The 18,356-nt window shown below is 43.7% G+C and carries 20 protein-coding genes; 6 read left to right on the top strand and 14 right to left on the bottom strand.

Annotation, left to right across the window (positions count from 1 at the left end; translation table 11 throughout):
* Nucleotides 1-151 precede the first annotated feature (151 nt).
* Complete coding sequence (locus B7725_RS03395) at nucleotides 152-1,783, top strand: Na/Pi cotransporter family protein (protein WP_084874570.1); 1,632 nt, start codon at nucleotides 152-154, stop codon at nucleotides 1,781-1,783.
* 96 nt (nucleotides 1,784-1,879) lie between these two features.
* Here the strand turns inward: B7725_RS03395 and B7725_RS03390 are convergent, their stop codons facing one another.
* Nucleotides 1,880-2,176, bottom strand: coding sequence for a bacteriocin immunity family protein (locus tag B7725_RS03390; protein WP_084874568.1), 297 nt, complete (start codon nucleotides 2,174-2,176; stop codon nucleotides 1,880-1,882).
* An 18-nt stretch (nucleotides 2,177-2,194) separates the two neighbouring features.
* Nucleotides 2,195-3,259 (bottom strand): glutamyl aminopeptidase, encoded by a 1,065-nt coding sequence (pepA, locus tag B7725_RS03385; protein ID WP_084874567.1) that lies wholly within the window; start codon nucleotides 3,257-3,259, stop codon nucleotides 2,195-2,197.
* Between the two features lie 236 nt (nucleotides 3,260-3,495).
* On the opposite strand from pepA, the gene B7725_RS03380 reads away from it, so the two are divergent.
* The 4 genes from B7725_RS03380 (at nucleotide 3,496) to B7725_RS03365 (ending at nucleotide 7,217) form a co-directional block, all read left to right on the top strand.
* Nucleotides 3,496-4,455 carry an ABC transporter permease gene (locus B7725_RS03380; RefSeq protein ID WP_162279005.1) on the top strand — a complete coding sequence of 320 codons (960 nt, stop codon included), beginning with the start codon at nucleotides 3,496-3,498 and terminating at the stop codon, nucleotides 4,453-4,455.
* Complete coding sequence (locus B7725_RS03375; protein WP_084874564.1) at nucleotides 4,445-5,401, top strand: iron chelate uptake ABC transporter family permease subunit; 957 nt, start codon at nucleotides 4,445-4,447, stop codon at nucleotides 5,399-5,401. The genes B7725_RS03380 and B7725_RS03375 overlap by 11 nt, the downstream gene beginning before the upstream one ends.
* Nucleotides 5,398-6,150 carry an iron ABC transporter ATP-binding protein gene (locus tag B7725_RS03370; RefSeq protein WP_084874562.1) on the top strand — a complete coding sequence of 251 codons (753 nt, stop codon included), beginning with the start codon at nucleotides 5,398-5,400 and terminating at the stop codon, nucleotides 6,148-6,150. Before B7725_RS03375 ends, B7725_RS03370 begins: the two co-directional genes overlap by 4 nt.
* Nucleotides 6,151-6,245: 95 nt before the next feature.
* A complete protein-coding gene (locus B7725_RS03365) occupies nucleotides 6,246-7,217 on the top strand; it encodes a siderophore ABC transporter substrate-binding protein (protein ID WP_084874561.1) in 972 nt (323 codons plus the stop codon).
* Nucleotides 7,218-7,249: 32 nt separating this feature from the next.
* Here B7725_RS03365 and yidD read toward each other — a convergent pair whose 3' ends face one another.
* The 12 genes from yidD to treP form a co-directional block, all read right to left on the bottom strand.
* Nucleotides 7,250-7,492, bottom strand: a complete 243-nt coding sequence (gene yidD / locus B7725_RS03360) for a membrane protein insertion efficiency factor YidD (protein ID WP_002876431.1) — start codon at nucleotides 7,490-7,492, stop codon at nucleotides 7,250-7,252.
* The gene (locus B7725_RS03355; RefSeq protein WP_001222234.1) at nucleotides 7,492-8,214 is read right to left on the bottom strand and encodes a pseudouridine synthase; all 723 of its coding nucleotides are present in this window, start codon (nucleotides 8,212-8,214) and stop codon (nucleotides 7,492-7,494) included. Before B7725_RS03355 ends, yidD begins: the two co-directional genes overlap by 1 nt.
* On the bottom strand, nucleotides 8,201-8,770 hold the full coding sequence (scpB, locus tag B7725_RS03350; protein WP_000105287.1) for an SMC-Scp complex subunit ScpB: 570 nt from the start codon (nucleotides 8,768-8,770) through the stop codon (nucleotides 8,201-8,203). Before scpB ends, B7725_RS03355 begins: the two co-directional genes overlap by 14 nt.
* 18 nt (nucleotides 8,771-8,788) lie before the next feature.
* On the bottom strand, nucleotides 8,789-9,517 hold the full coding sequence (locus B7725_RS03345; protein WP_000351892.1) for a segregation/condensation protein A: 729 nt from the start codon (nucleotides 9,515-9,517) through the stop codon (nucleotides 8,789-8,791).
* The gene (xerD, locus tag B7725_RS03340) at nucleotides 9,517-10,251 is read right to left on the bottom strand and encodes a site-specific tyrosine recombinase XerD (RefSeq protein WP_345788699.1); all 735 of its coding nucleotides are present in this window, start codon (nucleotides 10,249-10,251) and stop codon (nucleotides 9,517-9,519) included. Before xerD ends, B7725_RS03345 begins: the two co-directional genes overlap by 1 nt.
* The gene (gene cbpB / locus B7725_RS03335) at nucleotides 10,248-10,709 is read right to left on the bottom strand and encodes a cyclic-di-AMP-binding protein CbpB (RefSeq protein ID WP_000560696.1); all 462 of its coding nucleotides are present in this window, start codon (nucleotides 10,707-10,709) and stop codon (nucleotides 10,248-10,250) included. Before cbpB ends, xerD begins: the two co-directional genes overlap by 4 nt.
* On the bottom strand, nucleotides 10,706-11,227 hold the full coding sequence (locus B7725_RS03330) for a metallophosphoesterase (protein WP_084874557.1): 522 nt from the start codon (nucleotides 11,225-11,227) through the stop codon (nucleotides 10,706-10,708). Before B7725_RS03330 ends, cbpB begins: the two co-directional genes overlap by 4 nt.
* Nucleotides 11,203-12,174 carry a nucleoside-triphosphate diphosphatase gene (locus B7725_RS03325; protein ID WP_084874556.1) on the bottom strand — a complete coding sequence of 324 codons (972 nt, stop codon included), beginning with the start codon at nucleotides 12,172-12,174 and terminating at the stop codon, nucleotides 11,203-11,205. Before B7725_RS03325 ends, B7725_RS03330 begins: the two co-directional genes overlap by 25 nt.
* Nucleotides 12,171-12,965, bottom strand: a complete 795-nt coding sequence (gene racE, locus B7725_RS03320) for a glutamate racemase (RefSeq protein ID WP_000370379.1) — start codon at nucleotides 12,963-12,965, stop codon at nucleotides 12,171-12,173. Before racE ends, B7725_RS03325 begins: the two co-directional genes overlap by 4 nt.
* Before the next feature lie 205 nt (nucleotides 12,966-13,170).
* On the bottom strand, nucleotides 13,171-13,416 hold the full coding sequence (locus B7725_RS03315; protein WP_000364986.1) for a YneF family protein: 246 nt from the start codon (nucleotides 13,414-13,416) through the stop codon (nucleotides 13,171-13,173).
* A 144-nt stretch (nucleotides 13,417-13,560) separates the two neighbouring features.
* Nucleotides 13,561-15,186 (bottom strand): alpha,alpha-phosphotrehalase, encoded by a 1,626-nt coding sequence (gene treC, locus B7725_RS03310; RefSeq protein ID WP_084874555.1) that lies wholly within the window; start codon nucleotides 15,184-15,186, stop codon nucleotides 13,561-13,563.
* Nucleotides 15,187-15,249: 63 nt separating this feature from the next.
* The gene (treP, locus tag B7725_RS03305) at nucleotides 15,250-17,217 is read right to left on the bottom strand and encodes a PTS system trehalose-specific EIIBC component (protein ID WP_162279002.1); all 1,968 of its coding nucleotides are present in this window, start codon (nucleotides 17,215-17,217) and stop codon (nucleotides 15,250-15,252) included.
* Between the two features lie 184 nt (nucleotides 17,218-17,401).
* Here treP and treR point away from each other — a divergent pair, with 184 nt between their 5' ends.
* Nucleotides 17,402-18,115 (top strand): trehalose operon repressor, encoded by a 714-nt coding sequence (treR, locus tag B7725_RS03300; RefSeq protein ID WP_084874552.1) that lies wholly within the window; start codon nucleotides 17,402-17,404, stop codon nucleotides 18,113-18,115.
* Nucleotides 18,116-18,356 lie beyond the last annotated feature (241 nt).

The following is an 18,356-nucleotide window of genomic DNA, read 5'->3' as shown; positions in this document are numbered from 1 at the left end:
AAATCATCTATCTTAAAGGGAAACTATCTCTCATTTTAAAAGAAAGTTCTTGTTTCTTATGGAAATTTCAGCTAAACACTTGTGAGATTTACTTTTATCCTTTAAAATAGAATAGGAGAAATTCCGTTATTATTTTTCGGAGGAAAAAGAAATGTCCATTAATTGGCAGGAAATTTTATTTCACTTTTTAGGTGGTCTGGGACTATTTTTATATAGTATCAAGACCATGGGAGACGGTTTGCAACAAGCTGCTGGAGATCGCCTTCGTTTTTACATTGACAAATATACCAGCAATCCCTTCTTCGGTGTGCTGGTTGGTATCGGTATGACGGCGCTGATCCAATCAAGTTCTGGTGTTACAGTCATTACAGTGGGACTTGTCAGTGCAGGACTTTTGACCTTGCGTCAGGCTATCGGTATTGTCATGGGTGCCAATATTGGAACCACCGTTACATCCTTTATCATCGGTTTTAAGCTAGGAGATTACGCCTTACCTATGCTCTTTATCGGAGCAGTTTGTCTCTTCTTCACCAAGAATCGCTCCATCAATAACATTGGACGGATTATCTTTGGTGTAGGAGGTATCTTCTTCGCTCTCAATCTTATGAGCGGTGCAATGGAACCCCTAAAAGACCTGCAAGTCTTTAGAGACTACATGGTTGAACTAAGTAAGAGTCCTATTCTAGGTGTCTTTGTCGGAACTGGACTGACCCTACTCATTCAGGCTTCATCCGCAACTATCGGTATCTTACAGAACCTGTACGCAAGTGGTTTGATTGACCTACAAGGTGCCCTACCGGTCTTGTTTGGTGATAATATCGGAACGACCATTACAGCCATCATTGCTTCTCTTGGAGCCAATATCGCTGCCAAACGTGTTGCCGGTGCCCACGTTGCCTTTAATGTGATTGGTACGGTTATCTGTATTGTCTTCCTTGTACCTTTCACTGGCTTGATTCAATGGTTTGAATCTGCACTCAATCTAGCTCCAGAAATGACCATTGCCTTTGCCCACGGAACCTTTAATATTACAAATACCATTATCCAGTTCCCATTCATCGGCGCCTTGGCTTACATTGTTACCAAGCTCATTCCTGGTGAAGATGAAGTTGTTAAATACGAGGCTCTCTACTTGGATGAACAACTCATCAAACAGGCGCCTTCTATCGCTCTAGGAAATGCCAAAAAAGAACTTCTTCACTTGGGGAACTATGCTGCAAAAGCTTTTGACCTTTCCTACGACTACATCGTCAATCTAGATGAAAAACTAGCTGAGAAAGGCCATAAGACTGAAGAAGCAATTAACACAATTGACGAAAAACTCACTCGTTACCTGATTAGCCTTTCAAGCGAATCCTTGAGCCAAAAGGAAAGCGAAGTGTTGACTAACATTCTGGATTCATCTCGTGATTTGGAACGGATTGGAGACCACGCAGAAGGGTTAATCAACCTAACAGACTATCTCCAACGCAAGAATGTTCAGTTCTCTGAGGCCGCTTTGGAAGAGCTAGCTGAGATTTATCACGCTACCACTGAGTTCATCAAAGATGCTCTTGATAGTGTGGAAAACAATGATATTGAAAAAGCTCAAAGGCTGATTGAACGTCATAAAGAAATCAACAATATGGAACGCGTTCTCAGAAAGACCCACATCAAACGCCTTAACAAGGGTGAGTGTTCTACACAAGCTGGAGTCAACTTCATCGACATTATTTCCCACTATACTCGTGTATCTGACCACGCTATGAATCTAGCTGAAAAGGTTATCGCTGAACAAATCTAATAAACAAGAAGCTATCCTGAATGGGATGGCTTTTTTCGTCTCCTCATTAAGAATTTCTTTTGGAGCATATAAAAAATACTTTGATTCACAATGGAATCAAAGCATCTTAAAGAGTTCTCCAAACATGATAGCAGAAACTGCAGTGCCTCTGTACTTGGCCTCTTCTCTTTTGATAAAGCGCGCCAAGTTGAGCAACTCAGGTGCTGGGTGTTTGGGATTGGTGAGCAATTCACGGGTGACCAGTCCTGAGAGTCGGACTGCTAGTAATTGCTCATTTGTAGTAGGTAGTTTTTTAGCAGTCTCTAGGAGAGCAGCAACTAAATCTTCACTCAAGCCCTGACGGGCATGGTTATAGAGATCTTTTATAAGACTTTCTAGGTTTGGTTCTACCATCCCGACACTCCCTTATGCTTAATAATTTTTAATCAAATCAACAGTTGAGCGATCCAATTTTTTCACCAAGGCTTGCAAGAAAGCTTGGGCTTCTAGGAAGTCATCCATAGCGTAGAGGGTTTGGTGAGAGTGGATATAACGAGCACAGACACCGATAGTTGTAGATGGGACACCACCATTTTTCAGATGAGCTGCTCCAGCGTCTGTACCGCCTTTTCCACAGTAGTATTGGTACTTGATGCCAGCTTCTTCAGCCGTTGTCAAAAGGAAATCCTTCATACCCGGGAGAAGCAAATGACCTGGATCGTAGAAACGAATCAAGGTTCCATCCCCAATCTTGCCTTGACCACCATAAACATCACCAGCAGGTGAACAGTCAACTGCCAGAAAGACTTCTGGGTCAAACTTAGTTGTGGAAGTATGAGCACCACGAAGACCAACTTCTTCTTGGACGTTAGAACCCAGATAGAGTTCATTGCCAAGTTTTCGACCTGACAAGGCTTCGGCTAACTCGCTCACCATGAGAACACCGTAGCGGTTGTCCCAAGCTTTTGAGATGATATTTTTTTCATTGGCTGTCAAGATCGCTGAGCTATCTGGTACGATGGTATCACCAGGACGGATTCCAAAACTTTCTGCTTCAGCCTTGTCTGCAAAACCACCATCAAAGACAATATCCGAGATAGCAGGCATGGTTGGTCCGCCCTTTCCACGAGTCAAATGTGGAGGAACAGAGCCTGAAATCACAGGAATTTCACGACCATCACGCGTAAAAAGTTTAAAGCGTTGGCTGCTAACGACCATAGGGTTCCAGCCACCGATTTCAACGACACGGAAGGTACCATCTGGCTTGATTTCGCTGACCATAAAACCAACTTCGTCCATATGGGAAGCGACCAAGACACGGGGCGCATCGGTAGCTTCTGAATGTTTGATACCAAAAATACCACCCAAACCATCTGTCACCACTTCATCCACATGCGGTGTCAACTTTTCACGGAGATAGGCACGGACAGGTGCCTCATGACCTGAGATAGCAGCAAGTTCTGTCACTTCTTTTATTTTTGAAAATAATGTTGTCATATCAGTTCCTTCTTTCTGTCCTCCATTTTACCACTTTTTATAGGAGAAGGATAGTGGGAAGGTGGATTGGTTTTTACAAGTTTACCCTATAAAAGAGGGAACTAGCACTTGTTTCAGGAAGTTTTCTCATTTTTTACATTAAATTGTCAGAAAATTTATTGACAGATTAAAGGAATCGTGTTACAGTAATATCCGCAGGTATCTTTTGATACCAAATTTACATGAAAGGTCGGGGCATGAAACTCTCTCATTATTTAACTGGCTTACTTCTACTTCTGGTCTTTCTCTCCATTACCATTGGAACCAGTGATTTTTCTTGGGAAAAATTCTTTGCTTTTGACCAGCAGACCTGGCTTCTCTTTCAAGAGTCGCGTCTTCCAAGAACCATCAGCATTCTCCTGACTGCCTCCAGTATGAGTATGGCAGGACTCCTCATGCAGACCATCACTCAAAATCAGTTTGCTGCACCGAGTACGGTTGGAACGACGGAAGCCGCCAAACTGGGAATGGTGCTGAGCCTCTTTGTCTTTCCATCTGCGAGTCTGACCCAAAAGATGCTCTTTGCTTTTGGCTCATCCATCTTATTTACTCTCTTCTTCCTGGCCTTTATGACTATTTTTTCTGTAAAGGAAAGGTGGATGTTGCCTCTGATTGGGATCATCTATAGTGGGATTATTGGTTCTGTCACAGAAGTTATCGCCTATCGTTTCAATCTGGTTCAGAGTATGACCGCTTGGACCCAGGGCTCCTTCTCCATGATCCAGACCCATCAGTATGAGTGGCTCTTCTTAGGCCTCATTATCCTGATAGCCGTTTGGAAATTATCCCAAACCTTTACCATCATGAATCTGGGCAAGGAAACCAGTGAAAGTTTGGGGATTTCCTACTCCCTGCTTGAAAAACTGGCCCTTTTTCTGGTGGCGCTAACGACTAGTGTCACCATGATTACTGTAGGTGCCTTGCCTTTTCTCGGAGTCATCGTTCCCAATCTTATCCGCAAGCGCTACGGAGATAATTTGAGTCAAACCAAACTCATGGTCGCTCTGGTCGGTGCCAATCTGGTTCTGGCCTGCGATATCCTCTCTCGAGTCTTGATTCGGCCCTATGAGCTGTCTGTCAGTCTCCTACTAGGAATCATCGGTAGCCTCGTCTTTATCCTACTTCTATGGAGAGGAGGACGAAAAAATGCAGTCTAAAAGCAAACACACCAAGCTCTTCTACCTTCTCATTATTCTGGCCATCGGAGCTTGTCTCCTCTACTTTTGGCCCATCACCCAGCTGTCTGCCTTTGCCTGGAAGCTACGTTCCCAAAAAATCATCGTTTATCTCTTGGTAGCCATCGCGACAGGGATTTCGACTATTAGTTTTCAAACTCTGACGGAAAATCGCTTTCTAACGCCAAGTATTTTAGGAATCGAATCCTTCTATGTCTTGCTACAAACCCTGCTACTGATATTTGAAAGCAAATTTCTACAGCTTGGAAAGTCTCCTATCTTAGAATTTATAGTCTTACTGCTTGTCCAATCCCTCTTCTTTCTCGCCTTACAAGGCTACTTGAAGACACTGATGAAACAGGACTTGGTCTTCATTCTGCTAATCTGTCTAGCACTCGGAAGTCTCTTTCGAAATATTAGTACCTTCCTACAAGTCCTGATGGATCCAAACGAATACGATAAACTGCAGAACGGTCTTTTTGCCTCCTTTCAACATCTCAACACTTCCATTCTAGCCATCGGTTCTCTGATCATCCTCGCTTTGACAATCTTTTTCTTTCGAAAAGCAGTCATTCTGGATGTCTTGCACCTGCAAAGAGAAACGGCTCAGATTTTGGGACTCGATGTCGAAAAAGAACAGAAAGAGCTCCTCTGGGGCATCGTACTTTTGGCCTCAACGGCAACTGCCTTGGTAGGGCCTATGGCCTTCTTCGGTTTTATGTTGGCTAACCTCACCTACCTAATCGTCAAAGACTATCGGCACAAATTGCTCTTTATCGTGGCCATTCTGGTCGGATTTATCAGTTTGACCTTGGGGCAGGCCCTCATCGAACGAGTCTTTGCGCTGGAAATTCGCATCAGTATGATCATTGAGAGTGTGGGTGGCTTCTTATTCTTTATCTTACTATACAGGAGGGCGCGTCAGTGAAACTGGAAAACATTGACAAATCCATTCAAAAACAGGATATTTTGCAAGACATTTTGCTTGAAGTCAGTCCTCAGAAACTGACTGCCTTTATTGGTCCAAATGGTGCTGGAAAGTCAACTCTCCTCTCCATTATGAGCAGACTGACCAAGAAAGATCAGGGAGTTCTCAGTATCAAGGGGCGTGAAATTGAGAGCTGGAATTCGCAAGAACTGGCTCAGGAGCTGACCATCCTAAAGCAGAAAATCAATTACCAAGCCAAATTGACTGTTGAAGAACTGGTCAGTTTTGGACGTTTTCCTTACAGCCGGGGTCGGCTGAGGGCGGAAGACTGGGAAAAAATCCGAGAAACTCTAGACTATCTAGATCTGACAAACCTAAAAGACCGCTACATCGATAGCCTGTCTGGAGGACAGTTGCAACGTGTCTTTATCGCCATGGTACTGGCCCAGGATACGGACTTTATCTTACTAGACGAGCCGCTCAATAATCTCGATATCAAGCAAAGCGTCAGCATGATGCAGATTCTCAAGCGACTGGTGGAAGAGCTCGGTAAGACCATTATTATCGTCCTCCACGATATCAACATAGCCAGTCAATATGCGGATGAAATTGTCGCCTTCAAAGACGGCCAAGTCTTTAGCAAGGGAACGACTGCTCAAATCATGCAGGCTGACCTGCTCAGTCAACTCTATGAGATTCCCATCACGCTGGCTGATATCAATGGAAAAAAGATTTGTATCTATAGCTAGTAACATAGAAGCTCAAGTTAGAGAACCCTCAGTCTCTTAGTCAATAAAACCTAGAGACTCCTTAAATTGTTATCACATTTTAAAAAGGAGAAATCATGAAAACATCCCTTAAACTTTATCTCACTGCCCTAGTGGCCAGCTTCTTGCTCCTACTTGGCGCATGTAGTACCAACACAAACTCAAGCACTAGTCAGACAGAGACAAGTAGCTCTGCTCCAACAGAGGTAACCATTAAAAGTTCACTAGATGAAGTCAAACTGTCAAAGGTTCCTGAAAAGATTGTGACCTTTGACCTCGGTGCTGCGGATACTATTCGCGCTTTAGGTTTTGAAAAAAATATCGTCGGAATGCCTACAAAAACTGTTCCGGCTTACCTAAAAGATCTTGCAGGAAATGTCAAAAATGTTGGTTCTATGGTCGAGCCAGACCTAGAAGCCATCGCTGCTCTTGAACCGGATTTAATCATTGCTTCACCTCGTACCCAAAAATTCGTAGACAAGTTCAAAGAAATTGCTCCAACTGTTCTCTTCCAAGCAAGTAAGGACGACTACTGGACTTCAACTAAAACCAACATTGAATCCTTAGCAAGCGCCTTTGGTGAAACTGGTACACAGAAAGCCAAGGAAGAATTGGCTAACCTAGATAAGAGCATCCAAGAAGTCGCTACTAAAAACGAAAGTTCTGACAAAAAAGCCCTTGCTATCCTCCTCAATGAAGGAAAAATGGCTGCCTTTGGTGCCCAATCTCGTTTCTCTTTCTTGTACCAAACCTTGAAATTCAAACCAACTGATACTCAATTTGAAGACTCTCGTCATGGCCAGGAAGTCAGCTTTGAAAGTGTCAAAGAAATCAATCCTGACATCCTCTTTGTCATCAACCGTACCCTTGCCATCGGTGGGGACAACTCAAGCAACGATGGCGTCCTAGAAAATGCCCTCATCGCCGAGACTCCTGCTGCTAAAAACGGTAAAATCATACAACTAACACCAGACCTCTGGTATCTAAGTGGTGGCGGTCTTGAATCAACCAAACTCATGATTGAAGACGCTCAAAAAGCTTTGAAATAAACAAGAAAACCCAACATCAAATGATGTTGGGTTTATTTTTCTTCTTGATTTCGTTTGAGTGAAAAGTGGTCTGGTACGGGATCCTTGCCTGTTTTCGACCAGGGATGGCAACGTAAAATCCGAGCCAAACCCATCAAGACACCCTTGAAGCCATGTTTTTCAATAGCCTGGATCATGTAGTTGGAACAAGTAGGCTCAAAACGACAAGAGGGGGGAAAGACTGGTGAGATAAAACGTTGGTAAAAGCGTACTGGCGCTATTAAGATTCGTTTCATTATTTTTTAGTTACCGCCATGGTGTGTAGTTGGCTGATTTCTTTTTTGTTAAGGCGACGAGATTCTCCCGGACGAAGGCCTGTCAAATCTAAGTGTCCAAAACGTGTCCGAGACAACTTATCCACTTGAAGACCGACAGCTTCAAACATCTTTTTAACTTGGTGGTTACGTCCTTCGTGAATGGTCAACTGTACCACAGAGCGATTTTTAACTGGATCCACTTTGAGAATTTCATAAACAGCTGGCTTGGTTTTCTTGCCATCAATCTCAAGTCCGCGGGTCAAGGGACGGAGATTGTCCTTATTGGCCACACCTTTAACACGCGCGACATAGACCTTGTCAATCTCATTACGAGGGTGAATCATCTCATCCGTAAAATCCCCATCATTGGTCAAAATCAAAACACCTGATGTATCCCAGTCCAAACGTCCAACTGGGTAAATACGCTCTTTTACATTTGGCAAGAGATCCACAACAGTCTTGCGACCCTTGTCATCTGTCACACTGGAAATCACACCGCGTGGTTTGTTAAGCAGATAGTAGACTTTTTCTTCGTTGTAGATGGGCTGACCCTCAACTTCGACCTTATCTCCAGTCTTAATAGTCGTTGCGAGTTCACGTACCACTTGGCCATTAACCGTCACTAAGCCTTGCTTGATCAACTCTTCTGCTTTTCTCCTACTGGCCACACCTGCGTGGGCAATATATTTATTGATTCTCATCTTCTTCTATCCTTTCACCAAATAATTGGCTTTCTTGAGCCTGAATCTCAAGCTCATCAATCACTGGCAGTTCTTCCAAATGGTTAATTCCCATGTAATCTAGGAAATAATCCGTAGTCACATAGAGGTTGGGGCGGCCCAACACTTCTTTTTTCCCGTCTTCCTTTATCAAGTCAAAAGCCTGCAACTTTGCCAAAGCCCCACTCGAATTGACCCCACGGATAGCATCAATTTCTATCCGCGTGATGGGTTGCTTGTAGGCAATGATGGACAAGGTCTCAAGGGCTGCCCGAGACAGACTCTGGTTGATGGGAGCTTTGGAGTATTCCTTTAAAATCGCTGCAAATTGAGGCTTGGTCACCAATCTGTAAGCGCCCCCTGTCTCAATCAGGGACAAGCTCGACTCTTGGTCTTTTTCATACTTTTGGGCTAATTTTTCTAAACTCTGCTGGATGCCTGTCGGAGGAAGCGATAGGAGTTCAGCCAACTGACGGACCCGAATCCCATCTTCACCTGCTACAAACAAGAGCGCTTCTATTTCTGCTAAAGTACTCATCTTTCCTCTCTATCAAGTCTAGCTTTGTGCCTCTTGACTTTCTTCCTTCTTTTCCATGAGATAGATATCTCCGAAACTCTCCTCTTGAACAAGGATCAGTTCTTGGGTTTTGATTAACTCTAGGGTTGCCAAAAAGAGGGTAATGACCTCTTGGATATTTTGGGCTTCCTTGAACAAATCCTGCAAACGCAACTGGTCTCGTCCAGCCAAGGACTCTTTTACGATAACCATCATATCCTCAATCTTATACTCATCCCGCAAGATGGTCGTGTGATTCTGAGCGAATTCCTCTTTTTTCTTGGCTAGGATATTGGAAAAAGCCAAAAAGAGGTCGATGGTCGTCCTATCATGCACAAGCTCCGCATCTTCGTAGATCAACTCAGTAGGCGCTTTAGAATAGTACTGGGCCCGATCTTGGTGCTTAGCCTCCAAGTGCTCACCCAAGAGTTTGAATTTGCGGTATTCTTCGATTTGAGAGAGAAGATCCTGCTCTAGGTCATCTTCCAAATCTGTCACTTCTGCCACCTTTGGAAGAAGCTTGCGGCTCTTAATCAGCATTAACTGACTGGCCATGACCATGTACTCGCCCGTCACTTCCAGACGCATGGCCTGCAGGGTTGAAACATAGGCTAGATACTGTTCGATGACTTCTGTGATTGGCACATCGTAGATATCCATCTGATACTTGGAAACCAAGTGCAAGAGCAAGTCCAGTGGCCCTTCAAAATCTTTTAATTTAATATCCATTATCTATATTTTTCTAAGGTCAGAACTGTTTTTAATCCTAATTTTTTTGCTATTTCGTACAAATCGACCTTCATTTCTATCTGTCTTAGAATGAACTGTTCCCGCAAGGCTTGAGCGGATAAAGTTGGGAAACCTTTCTCCTTGACAAAGGACTCCAGCTGACGAAAGGCCCACTGACGAGAATAGGCTTTCCCTCCCCTTTCAAAGAGATAGGTCTGCCCCATCAAGGGTTCCAATTCTGAAAGCAAGGTCCTAGGAATGGCTACAATCCTCTGTTGGGAAGCCTTGTTAATTCGCAACACCTGAAAATCCAGATTGATATCTGCAACCTTGAGGGCTAAAATCTCACTTGGTAAGAGCCCTATTTCCAAGATAAGAAGCGCCAGCAAGCGTCCTTCTGGATGATTACTTTCCTGCCAAAAAGACTCCAGGTCTAACAGTTCTGGCTTTTCGGTCTTCTTTTCAGCTTGTTTGGCTAATTCCAAGCGGTAAAAACTGTCCAGCTCTCCTCTTTGATAGAGAAAGTAGAGAAATTGGTTACAGGCCGAAAGTTTTCGCTTCTGGGCGCTAATTTTTAGATTGGCTAGCTGGCCTTGGTAAATCTTGAGACTAGTCTCAGAGATCCGCTCAGCTACAATATCTAAAAATTGCTCCAAATCATATCTATAGGACTGCTTGGAATTGGCAGACAAACCCTGCTTTCCCTCTAAAAAGTCTGAAATCCTATCTCTCATTTGCATCGAATCTCATATTCCTTACTAAAGTCATGCAAAAGGGCATTGACAGCCTTGAGGATGGACTTGCGCGTGATGATTCCTTGAAAAATCCCTTCATCATCTACCACTGGCAAGAAGGGTTCATCCACCAGTTTATGGAGGACCTCTGTGATGTTATAGTCTGGAGCGACGACTGCCACATCTGTCTTGGTCATATTGACGATGTCTGTCGTTGCCATCTGCTCATCCGTCAAACCTTGCTCCATTTGATAAGCCAAAATGTCTCTCAGCCCAATGGTTCCAACAAAGCGTTTGTCAAAGGTCACAACAGGGATACGGGTATAGGTGATTTGACTCAGCACCAAAATTGCATGGTCGGCATTGTGGGTATCAATCAAAGCTGCTAGATTCTCAGCAGGGGTAAGAAAAGTCTCTTCCTGCTCCAATAAAAATGCTTCAAATTCCTTGGCAATCATCGAGCAAACTCCTTGGACAAGCCTGGATAAACCTCATGGTCACGTGTCAAAAAGTCTACTTTAAAATAGCTGTCATCAATCTCCACTCGAGCATAGAGACATTCTCTGATAGTCCCTCGTGGTTGGCTGATGGAGCCTGGATTTAGAAAAAGAGTCTTTCCTTCCATCCAAGCATTTGGCACATGCAAGTGACCATAGAGACAAATGTCCGCTTCTTCTTCCTGAGCCCAGTAGTCCAACTTTTGAAAGTTGAAATTGATATCAAATAAGTGTCCGTGAGTCTGGATAATCTTAGTAGGTCCTAACTGAGTCACGAGTCGTTCTGGATAAGCTGCATAAAAGTCCATATTGCCTTTTACGACATAAATACCTTCCCAGAGTGGTGAATCAGGACGGAGTTCAGAGTCACCATCGTGAAAAATGGCATCGACTTTTCCCAGATAACGATCACGAATTTCTTCCACAATCAAGCTATCGCCATGGGAATCACTCATTACAATGATGGTTTGCTTTGCCATGATGGAAATACCTCCAAAAGTTTCTTAACGGCTAAGGCGCGGTGAGATTGGCTATTTTTTTCTTCAAGGGTTAATTCAGCTGAGGATTTACTTGTCTCTCCCACCAGGAAGAGGGGATCATAACCAAAGCCATTTTCACCCTTAGGTTCAAAGTTAATGTAGCCTGGCCAGTCAGCTTCAACAACCAAACTTTCCTTGTTTGGACTGGCTACAACTAGGGTTGTGTGGAACTGAGCCGAACGGTCCTTGAGATCAAAGACCATGGCCAATTCGTGCAAGAGTTTGGCATTATTTTCACGATCAGTCGCTCCCACTCCTGCAAAACGAGCTGACCAGACACCTGGCAAGCCACCAAGGACATCGACTTTGAGACCTGAGTCGTCTGCTAGAACCATCTTGCCTGTTAATTGGGAAATGGTTTCTGCCTTGAGGCGGGCATTTTCTTCAAAGGTCATGCCTGTTTCAGCTACTTCAGGTAAATCTGGATAGTCATTGAGATTTTCCACATCATAGCCTAGTTTGTCAAAGATAGCTCGGAATTCCTTGGTCTTGCCTTCGTTTCGAGTCGCTATCAACAAGGTTTCTCTAAACTTGCTGGTTTCAAAAAAGGCTTCTACATCAACACCTTCTTTAGGTAATTCTACATGCAGGAGTTGCCCATTTTCAACCAAGAGCAGGGCTCCCTGACGTTGGATGACCTCCAAGTTACGTCCTGCTTCCGCATTTAACATCTCGACGATAAAAGAGAGCAGACGGAAGTTAGAAGACCAGCGCATCACCGTTATCGTAATCGGAAAGCCGTTTTCCTCATCACGAAAAATCCGCGCTAAATCCATAAAATCAAGCTCGAGAGGATCTTTGATAAGGCTATAGATACCTCCATAGACATCCCAGACACCGACATACCAGTCCTGGTCATCCTTGTATTCGTAAATTTTGTTTGTCATAAAGTTACATGCTCCACATGAATCTCTTTTTCCAGCCATTCTGCTCCAATCTGGGCAAAACTTTGGCTATTGGCTGTTGTGTAAAAACGATGTTGAAGAGGTCCCGCATCTCGGCTACGATTGATTTCAAAATAGTTCAGCAAAACCGAGATATCCCGTACACACTCTGCCCCACTATCGATGAGCTGAACCTTTGGTCCCATGACATTCTGGATGATGGGACGAAGGAGTGGGTAATGGGTACAACCCAAAATCAGGCTATCCACCTTTCCAACCAAGGGGCGCAGGGTTTCATAGACCACTTTCTTGGTTACACTGGTTGACAGGGCACCAGACTCCACCAAAGGAGCAAACTTAGGACAGGCCAAACTCTCCACCTGTAAATCCGGATCCAGATCATGGATTTTTTGACGATAGATGTCTGATTGGACCGTCATAGGGGTTCCAATGACCCCGATTTTCCCACCTTGACTGGACTTGATGGCTGCCGAAGCTCCTGGCAAAATCACACCTAGGACAGGAATGTCTAGTTGAGCCTTGATTTCTTCCCAGACGACTGCAGTCGCAGTGTTACAAGCAATGACAATCATCTTGACATCCTTGGTCAAAAGAAAGTTGACCAACTGCCAAGTATATTCACGGATTTGCTCAGCAGGACGGGGACCATAGGGTGCCCGCGCCGAATCTCCAATATAGACGATTTCTTCATGGGGAAGCTGGCGCATAAGCTCGCGAACAACGGTCAAGCCCCCGACACCCGAATCCAAAAAACCAATTGGTCGATTATCCATACAGTCTTCTTTCTAGTCTTTTTTCTGATTGATAGTTCATCATGATTACTCGTCCTAAATAAACGGATAGACAGCTTGATAGAATGGCAACTGCCTCTCTTTTAATCATAATCAAATATCAATAGAATGCAAGGAAAAAGTCTTATCCTTGAGAACTATTGAACATAGTGAGAAGTCTGGAACTTTCATCCCAGACTTTTCCTATTTATTTCTTTTTATTGTTAGCAAGAGCTGCTTTTTGTTGGCGGATGATTTGGTGGTAAACTTGTTGTACCTTGGCTTCGCTTGGCTTTTGACCATTTGCGCTCAAAAGAGCACGAACTGCCTCAGCGTTCAAACGTGGGTTGTCCGCAAATTCTTTTTCGATTTGCTTACGAACCAAGTACATCCCTCCAAGAGCTCCTCCTAGAAAAGCTAGCACAATCAAGACAATTGCTAAAAGTAAGTCCATTCTTTTTCTCCTGTTTCTTTTTGAGTCTTCTATATTATACCATAAAGTGACTTTCCTGACTAGTTTGTTTTACGCTTTCACAAAGGGCAATAGGCGACAAAAAAGGAGCTCCTCATTTCGATGAAAGAGAGCTCCTTGCTACGTTTAATTTACATAGATAGCCAGCGTTTGATAAGGTTTGAGCAGAATTTTTTCTGATACTTCTACATCTTCATAGTTTGAAATCAGAATCTGTCCATTTTGATAAGGTGCTGGTAGCTCAATTTCTATTTCTGTGGCATAAAAGTTATTGAGGACCAGTAACTTTTCATCCTCATACTGACGTTCAAAGGCATAGACTTGCTTACTGTCTTCAAAGGCTGGTTTGTAGCTTCCTTCTGAAATGATCGGCATTTCCTTACGAAGTCGAATCAAGTCTTGGTAGAAGGTGAAAATTGGACCTTTGATTTCATTTTCTACGTTAATGTGTGGGTAGGATTTCCCTGACTTCAACCAAGGAGTTCTTTTTGAGAAACCAGCATTTTCTGAAGCATCCCACTGCATAGGAATGCGTGAATTATCTCGTGACTTGGCCTGAATAATCTGGAAAGCTTCTTGCTCACTTTTCCCTTCTTTTAAGAGCATCTGATAAGCATTGATGGACTCGACATCCACATAGTCAGCCATGGAATCATAGTCTGGGTCAACCATTCCAATTTCCTCACCCATGTAGATATAAGGTGTCCCACGTGACAGGTGAATGCTGGCAGCCAGCATGGTCGCCCCTTCATTACGGAAGTTTTGAATATCAATAAAACGGTTCAAGGCACGTGGTTGGTCGTGATTGTTCCAAAAGAGGGCGCTCCAGCCGTTTTTGTCACTCATTTCCTTGCCCCAGCTATGGTAGAGATTTTTCAATTCTTCAAAATCAAAGGACGCCAAGGTCCACTTCTGCCCATCCTTGTAGTCCACCTTGAGATGATGGAAATTAAAGGTCATGGATAATTCTTGACGGTCAGGTGACGAATAGAGGACACAGTTTTCCATGGTTGTCGAGGACATTTCCCCAACTGTCATAAAACTATCAGCTGATCCAAAAGTGGCTTGATTCATCATGCGCAAATAGTCATGAACGATGGGCTTGTCTGTGTAAGCTGGCTTTCCTTCATTTTCTGGGCAATCCACTAAGACCTCATCCTTGCCGATCAAATTGATCACATCGAATCGGAAACCTTTGACTCCCTTGTCGCGCCAGAAATTAACTACCTTGAAAAGCTCCTTGCGGACATTGGGATTGCGCCAATTAAGGTCAGCCTGAGTCGCGTCAAAGAGGTGGAGGTAATATTTCCCCGTATCCCCGAAAGGCGCCCAGGCAGAACCGCCAAACTTAGACTGCCAGTCTGTTGGTTGGTCTTGGATGAAGAAAAAGTCTTGGTAGTATTGGTCGCCAGCTAGGGCTTTCTGAAACCATTCGTGTTCTGTCGAACAATGATTGAGCACCATGTCCAGCATAAAGTCAATCTTGTGTTCTTTACCGACACGCACCATCTCCTCAAAATCAGCCATATCACCAAATAGAGGATCCACTGCCATATAATCTGAAATATCATAACCATTATCCCGTTGGGGGCTTGGATAGAATGGATTGAGCCAGACCATATCCACTCCCAGTTTGGCTAGATAGGGGATCTTTTCGATAATCCCACGAAAATCGCCAATACCATTTCCAGTGGTGTCTTTGTATGATTTTGGATAGATTTGATAGACTACTTTTCTTTTATCAAGTGCCATCTGTTTCTCCTTTTCTGATAAAAGGGAGGAACCCATGTTCCTTCCCTGTTTGTACTATTTTGATTAGATTCGTGTAGCGACCATGAGAGCTTCCCCAGCTTGGATAGTTCTTGGATAAGTTCCAGTGATAGTCGCTGTATAAGCATCTTGGTTCGTGATGATAACTGGAGTTTCTGTCACGAGACCCGCAGCCTTAATAGCATCTATATCAAAACGAATCAATTTCTGACCTACTGTGACGTGGTCTCCTTGGGCTACAAGACTTTCAAAACCTTTGCCATCAAGACCTACTGTATCCATACCGATGTGGATGAGCAATTCTACCCCCTCATCAGAGACAATACCGATGGCATGTTTGGTAGGGAAAAGAACCGTCACTGTCCCATTGACTGGAGAAGTCAACTCACCTTGGCTTGGTTCAATGACCAGACCTTGTCCCATGACACCTGATGCAAAAACAGGGTCTGTCGCTTGACTCAATTCTTTCACTTGACCAGTAAGTGGGCTGACAATTTCTACTGGAGCAAGGGTTACTGGTTCATGACTGACAAATTCTGCCTCTTCTTGGGCAACGAATTCTGCCTGCAAGGCTGTATCATCCTCTGTCTTTGTAAAGAGACCGATTTTGCGGAAGAAGAAAGTCAAGAGCATTGGTACAACAATAGCAACTAGCATGGTTCCTGCAAACGGCAGCATGTATTGAGGTTGAATAGAGAGGATACCTGGCAAACCACCGATACCGATAGAAGCCGCAGTTACATTGAAAGTAACGGACAACATGCCTGCAAGGGCTGAACCGATCATCCCAGCTACAAATGGATAGATGTATTTGACATTGACCCCAAAGAGAGCTGGTTCTGTAACACCGAGATAGGCTGAAATCGTTGCAGGAAGCGAAATCTGAGCCTCACGTTCATCATGACGATGCATGAAATAATAGGCAAATACGGCAGAACCTTGGGCAATATTAGAAAGAGCAATCATTGGCCAGAGGGCAGTTCCGCCGGCATCCGCAATCAATTGTGTGTCGATGGCATTGGTCATATGGTGCAAACCGGTGATGACAAATGGAGCGTAGAGAGCACCAAAAATCGCACCGAAAAGCCATTTAACAGGACCCGTCAAACCTGCCAAGACAACTGATGAGAGTCCTTGCCCGATTGTCCAACCGATTGGTCCCAAGACAGTATGAGCCAAAATCAAGGCCGGAATCAATGACAAGAAAGGTACAAAAATCATGGAAATGACTTCTGGAATATGCTTACGCCAGAAAATTTCCAAATATGCTAAACTCAATCCTGCTAATAAAGCTGGAATAACTTGGGCTTGATAACCGATACGATTAACAGTAAAGTAGCCAAAATTCCATACCCAGTTGGCTGCGATTTCTTCTGTTGAAGTACCGGCTACCAGATAGGCGTTGAGCAACTGAGGCGATACCAAACAGATCCCGAGAACAATCCCCAAGATTTGGCTGGTTCCCATCTTACGAGAGACAGACCAAGTAATCCCTACTGGTAAGAACTGGAAGATCGCTTCACCAGGCAACCAGAGGAAGTGATTGACTCCTGACCAAAACTGAGAGGATTCTGTGATGGTCTTGCCATCCAACATCGACCAGTGCACACCTTCCAAGACATTACGGAAACCGAGGATCAATCCTCCGACTATCAAGGCTGGAATAATCGGTGTAAAGATTTCTGCTAAAGTGGTCATGACACGTTGAAGTACATTTTGATTACTCTTAGCTGCGGACTTGGCTGCTTCTTTGGAAACACCTTCAATACCTGAAACAGCTGTAAAATCATTATAAAAAATCGGTACGTCATTCCCGATAATCACCTGAAATTGACCCGCATTTGTAAAGGTCCCTTTGACGGCTGGAATCGACTCGATAACCTTAACATTGGCCTTCTTTTCGTCACCGAGAACAAAGCGCATCCGTGTCGCACAGTGGGTGACAGCAGTGACATTCTCCTTACCTCCGATCGCTTGAAGCAGATCTTTGGCTTCTTGTTCAAATTTTCCCATTTGATTCTCCTTATACTCGTCAAAGCAAGTTTTATTTGATAAGACTATTGTAAACGATACCAAACTTGTAGGCAACTTGTTTGTTGTAAAAAGAGGATATTTTTGTAAATTTTCTAGCACTTGTATGGTAAAATAGATACAAGTTTGTATAGAATAAAACTCAAAACCTATTTAAGGAAGCAAGATGAAGAAATACCAACAACTATTTAAGCAAATCCAAAAAATCATTCAAAACGAGACTTACGCTGTCGGAGATTTCCTCCCCAGCGAGCACGAACTCATGAACCAGTATCATGTGAGCCGTGACACCGTCCGAAAAGCTCTGTCCCTCCTCCAAGAGGAAGGATTAATCAAAAAGATAAGGGGGCAAGGTTCCCAAGTCGTCAAAGAAGAAACGGTCAATTTCCCTGTCTCCAACCTAACCAGCTACCAAGAACTGGTCCAGGAACTTGGACTTCGCTCTAAGACTAATGTCGTCAGTCTGGACAAGATCATTATCGATAAAAAATCCTCACTAATAACCGGCTTTCCAGAGTTTCGGATGGTGTGGAAGGTGGTCCGCCAGCGTGTGGTGGATGATTTGGTATCGGTTCTAGATACGGACTATCTGGATATGGAACTGATTCCAAATCTCACTCGCCAAATCGCTGAGCAGTCTATCTACTCGTATATAGAGGACGACCTCAAACTCCTTATTGATTATGCTCAGAAAGAAATCACCATTGACCACACGGGTGATCGAGACAAGATTCTCATGGACATTGGCAAAGACCCTTATGTCGTTTCGATTAAATCAAAAGTCTATCTCCAAGACGGGCGCCAGTTCCAATTCACCGAAAGTCGCCATAAATTAGAAAAATTTCACTTTGTTGACTTTGCCAAAAGACATCCGAAATAAACACCTACAGTTGGGGATACTCTCAACTGTTTTTTAGTAGTAAATAAAGGAGTTAATAGTTGGAAAAGAGGGACTGCTTGCCACTTATTCTACTATTTTAAGAAAAAACAACAACAAATATGACTCTTGCTAAAAAGCTATTGACAAATGCTAAACGACCATTAGAATGGGAGGTAAGGAGATAAATAGAAACAAATTAAACGAAACTGCTTTATAAAATGTAAGCGGTTTCGAATGCACA

This window comes from Streptococcus oralis subsp. tigurinus (genome assembly GCF_002096275.1).
In the GTDB taxonomy this organism is placed as follows: Bacteria; Bacillota; Bacilli; order Lactobacillales; family Streptococcaceae; genus Streptococcus; species Streptococcus oralis_CN.
Note: the sequence above shows the minus strand (reverse complement) of the source record. Positions and strands in the feature narration are given on the sequence as shown.

What these genes read in the sequence shown, in the direction of transcription:
- treP (WP_162279002.1), bottom strand. Translation starts at nt 17,217, where the DNA reads ATGGGAAAATTTGAACAAGAAGCCAAAGATCTGCTTCAAGCGATCGGA.
- pepA (WP_084874567.1), bottom strand. Translation starts at nt 3,259, where the DNA reads ATGACAACATTATTTTCAAAAATAAAAGAAGTGACAGAACTTGCTGCT.
- cbpB (WP_000560696.1), bottom strand. Translation starts at nt 10,709, where the DNA reads ATGATTGCCAAGGAATTTGAAGCATTTTTATTGGAGCAGGAAGAGACT.
- yidD (WP_002876431.1), bottom strand. Translation starts at nt 7,492, where the DNA reads ATGAAACGAATCTTAATAGCGCCAGTACGCTTTTACCAACGTTTTATC.
- treC (WP_084874555.1), bottom strand. Translation starts at nt 15,186, where the DNA reads ATGGCACTTGATAAAAGAAAAGTAGTCTATCAAATCTATCCAAAATCA.
- B7725_RS03390 (WP_084874568.1), bottom strand. Translation starts at nt 2,176, where the DNA reads ATGGTAGAACCAAACCTAGAAAGTCTTATAAAAGATCTCTATAACCAT.
- scpB (WP_000105287.1), bottom strand. Translation starts at nt 8,770, where the DNA reads ATGAGTACTTTAGCAGAAATAGAAGCGCTCTTGTTTGTAGCAGGTGAA.
- xerD (WP_345788699.1), bottom strand. Translation starts at nt 10,251, where the DNA reads ATGAGAGATAGGATTTCAGACTTTTTAGAGGGAAAGCAGGGTTTGTCT.
- B7725_RS03380 (WP_162279005.1), top strand. Translation starts at nt 3,496, where the DNA reads ATGAAACTCTCTCATTATTTAACTGGCTTACTTCTACTTCTGGTCTTT.
- B7725_RS03315 (WP_000364986.1), bottom strand. Translation starts at nt 13,416, where the DNA reads ATGGACTTACTTTTAGCAATTGTCTTGATTGTGCTAGCTTTTCTAGGA.
- B7725_RS03325 (WP_084874556.1), bottom strand. Translation starts at nt 12,174, where the DNA reads ATGACAAACAAAATTTACGAATACAAGGATGACCAGGACTGGTATGTC.
- B7725_RS03395 (WP_084874570.1), top strand. Translation starts at nt 152, where the DNA reads ATGTCCATTAATTGGCAGGAAATTTTATTTCACTTTTTAGGTGGTCTG.
- B7725_RS03345 (WP_000351892.1), bottom strand. Translation starts at nt 9,517, where the DNA reads ATGGATATTAAATTAAAAGATTTTGAAGGGCCACTGGACTTGCTCTTG.
- treR (WP_084874552.1), top strand. Translation starts at nt 17,402, where the DNA reads ATGAAGAAATACCAACAACTATTTAAGCAAATCCAAAAAATCATTCAA.
- racE (WP_000370379.1), bottom strand. Translation starts at nt 12,965, where the DNA reads ATGGATAATCGACCAATTGGTTTTTTGGATTCGGGTGTCGGGGGCTTG.
- B7725_RS03365 (WP_084874561.1), top strand. Translation starts at nt 6,246, where the DNA reads ATGAAAACATCCCTTAAACTTTATCTCACTGCCCTAGTGGCCAGCTTC.
- B7725_RS03330 (WP_084874557.1), bottom strand. Translation starts at nt 11,227, where the DNA reads ATGGCAAAGCAAACCATCATTGTAATGAGTGATTCCCATGGCGATAGC.
- B7725_RS03355 (WP_001222234.1), bottom strand. Translation starts at nt 8,214, where the DNA reads ATGAGAATCAATAAATATATTGCCCACGCAGGTGTGGCCAGTAGGAGA.
- B7725_RS03375 (WP_084874564.1), top strand. Translation starts at nt 4,445, where the DNA reads ATGCAGTCTAAAAGCAAACACACCAAGCTCTTCTACCTTCTCATTATT.